The organism is Kitasatospora sp. NPDC004289 (assembly GCF_053602875.1).
This window is the reverse complement of the sequence record NZ_JBSGEL010000174.1, coordinates 1-2363: the sequence shown is the minus strand read 5'-3', so window position 1 is coordinate 2363 and position 2363 is coordinate 1. Positions and strand designations below refer to the sequence as shown.

General features: G+C 70.4%; 3 protein-coding genes. All 3 read left to right on the top strand.

Going from position 1 to position 2363, the window contains the following annotated elements; translation table 11 throughout:
• Nucleotides 1-251 (top strand): hypothetical protein (locus ACWEPF_RS39830; RefSeq protein ID WP_452176521.1); only part of this gene is annotated, 251 nt, incomplete at its 5' end.
• A gap of 81 nt (nucleotides 252-332) precedes the next feature.
• The gene (locus tag ACWEPF_RS39825; RefSeq protein ID WP_452176520.1) at nucleotides 333-767 is read left to right on the top strand and encodes a hypothetical protein; all 435 of its coding nucleotides are present in this window, start codon (nucleotides 333-335) and stop codon (nucleotides 765-767) included.
• On the top strand, nucleotides 764-2362 hold the full coding sequence (locus tag ACWEPF_RS39820; RefSeq protein ID WP_452176519.1) for a hypothetical protein: 1599 nt from the start codon (nucleotides 764-766) through the stop codon (nucleotides 2360-2362). The genes ACWEPF_RS39825 and ACWEPF_RS39820 overlap by 4 nt, the downstream gene beginning before the upstream one ends.
• Nucleotide 2363: the final 1 nt, after the last annotated feature.

Here is a 2363-nt window from a genome sequence, read left to right as displayed (position 1 = left end):
CCAGACAACGCCAAGCAGCCCTGACGACCTCTCACTCAACCCGCAAAACACACCTAAAAATCAAGATCAAAAATCAGAACCAGCGGGACCTCATACCGGTGGAACGCTGGAGTCCCTTGGATCACCTGGGCAGCTCGGCGTCTGGCCTGGTATGGCAGGTGCATGCCTTTTCTGGAGCGTCCCCAGCTCTGCCTGATTCGCCGATAGTTACTGGCGTGTTGGGATGGCTGCTGTGCGTGATCGAGGAGTAGAGTCCGCGCTGCTGCTTCGGGGGGTCTGAGGCGGTGTGTTCATGGGAGGGGTCCGGAGTGTCTCGTCCGGTTCGTTGGGCAGTGACCGTTCTTGCCGCGGTGGCGGCGTTCGTGCTGTGTCTCTGGCTGGCCAGGTCGGCGTCGTTCGGCTGGCTGCCGAAGGACGAGACGAACCGCTGGGCGCTGGCGGCCGCCTTCGCCACCGTCGCGGCGACCGCCGTCATCGCAGCGGGTGGTTGGTGGGCCGGCCAGCCCACCTCCCCTCCTGCGCCAGCGGCTCCCCCGGCACCGGTCGTACCGCCGGTACCGGCACGCCGGACGGTCAAGCAGACCGCGAAAGCCACCGGAAAGGGAAAGATCAACCAGACCGGTGGCAGCCAGAACAGCCCGGCACCGTCCACACCCAGCGCTGCTCCCGCATCGGAGACGATCCACCAGGACGCCACGGCCTCTGGCGACGGCCAGGTCGACCAGGTCGCCGGCGACCAGCACACCACCCCGCCGCCCACTCCATGACCGAAAACGGCGAGGCCAGCTCGACGAACGTCGACCAGAACGTCACCGCCTCCGGCCATGCCAAGATCACCCAGGTCGGCCGCGACCAGCACAACACCACGAACAACACCTACCTGCAGGCGCCCCCGCACCTGCCGCTGGCCCCCTCCGCAGCGCCGGCCGGACCGGCGCACCTCGTCGGACGGCAGGCGCAGGTCGACGAACTGCTCGCCGCCCTCTCTCCGGGGACACCTGTGCCGCCTACGAACGGCTCGGCGGCGGCTTCGGCTGGTTCGGTGCCGGTGGTGGTGTCGGCGGTGGCGGGACTGGCCGGCATCGGCAAGACCGCCCTGGCCCTGCACACCGCACACGTGGCGGCCGGCCGGGGCCTGTTCCCCGGCGGTGTGCTGTACGTGACCCTGCGCGGCTACGACCCCACCGGCCCGCTCAGTGCGGAGCGGGCGTTGGGTGTGCTGCTGCGTCAGCTGGGTGTGCGGGGTGAGGACCTGCCCGGCGAGGTGGAGGAGCTGGCGGCGCTGTACCGCTCCGAACTCGCCCACCGCGCCGAACGGGACGGGGCGGTGCTGATCGTCGCCGACGACGCCTCCAGTGTCGGCCAGCTCACCCACCTGGTCCCCGCGCACCGCTCGCACCGCCTGCTGATCACCTCCCGCGACACCTTCCCCACCCTCCCGGCCCAGTTCCTGCGCCTGGACGAACTCGACCCGACGGCCGCCGCGCAGCTGATCCGTGACGCCGTGAACCTGGCGCTGCCTGGGGACATGCGCCTCACGGCCGACCCGGACGCGCTGGCCCAGGTTGTGGCGCACTGCGGGCGTCTGCCGTTGGCCCTGCAGATCGCCGCCGCCCTGCTGACCTCAGATCCCGGGCTGCCGCCGGCCACCCTCGCCGACGACCTCGCCCACGCCCTGGACGCCCTGCAGTTCCACCACCCCGACGGCCAGTCATTGGCCGTCAGGGCGGCCTTCGACCTCTCCCACCGCCGCCTGGCCGCGGAGCCCGCCAGGGTCTTTCGCCTGCTCGGCCTCAGCGCCGGGCCCGACCTGAGCACCGAAAGCGCCGCCGCCCTCACCGGCCAGCCCGTGCGCGAGACCCGCCGTACCCTCGCCGCCATCACAGCCGCCGGCCTGCTCACCGAACAGCCCACCGAACAGCCCACCGGCTCCGGCCGCTGGCGCAGCCACGACCTCATCCGCCGCTACACCGCCGAACTCACCACCCCCCGTACCGCGGAAGACCAAGACGCCCTCGATCGGCTGCTGGAGCACTACACCGTCCTCGCTGACGCCGCCGACGACCACCTCAGGGCCCTCCCCGATAGCCCCGCCCCCACCCACTTCGACAACCGCGACCAAGCCCTGGCCTGGCTCGATGCCGAACACCCCACCCTCATCGCAACCATCAACCAACACCCCCGCACCACCACCGACCTGGCCTTCTACCTCTACCAGTTCCTGTTGCTGCGCCGGCACTTCGACGACGCCATCACCACCGCCGAACACGCCCTCGCCACCACCCGCGACACAGCTCCAGATGGCCCTCCGGACCACCCTCCAGCTCACGCAGCTCATGCACCAGATAGTCGGGCGAGGTGAA

Bases quoted from the DNA above. Each gene is read 5' to 3' on its own strand.
- ACWEPF_RS39820 (WP_452176519.1), top strand. From the start codon at position 764: ATGACCGAAAACGGCGAGGCCAGCTCGACGAACGTCGACCAGAACGTC.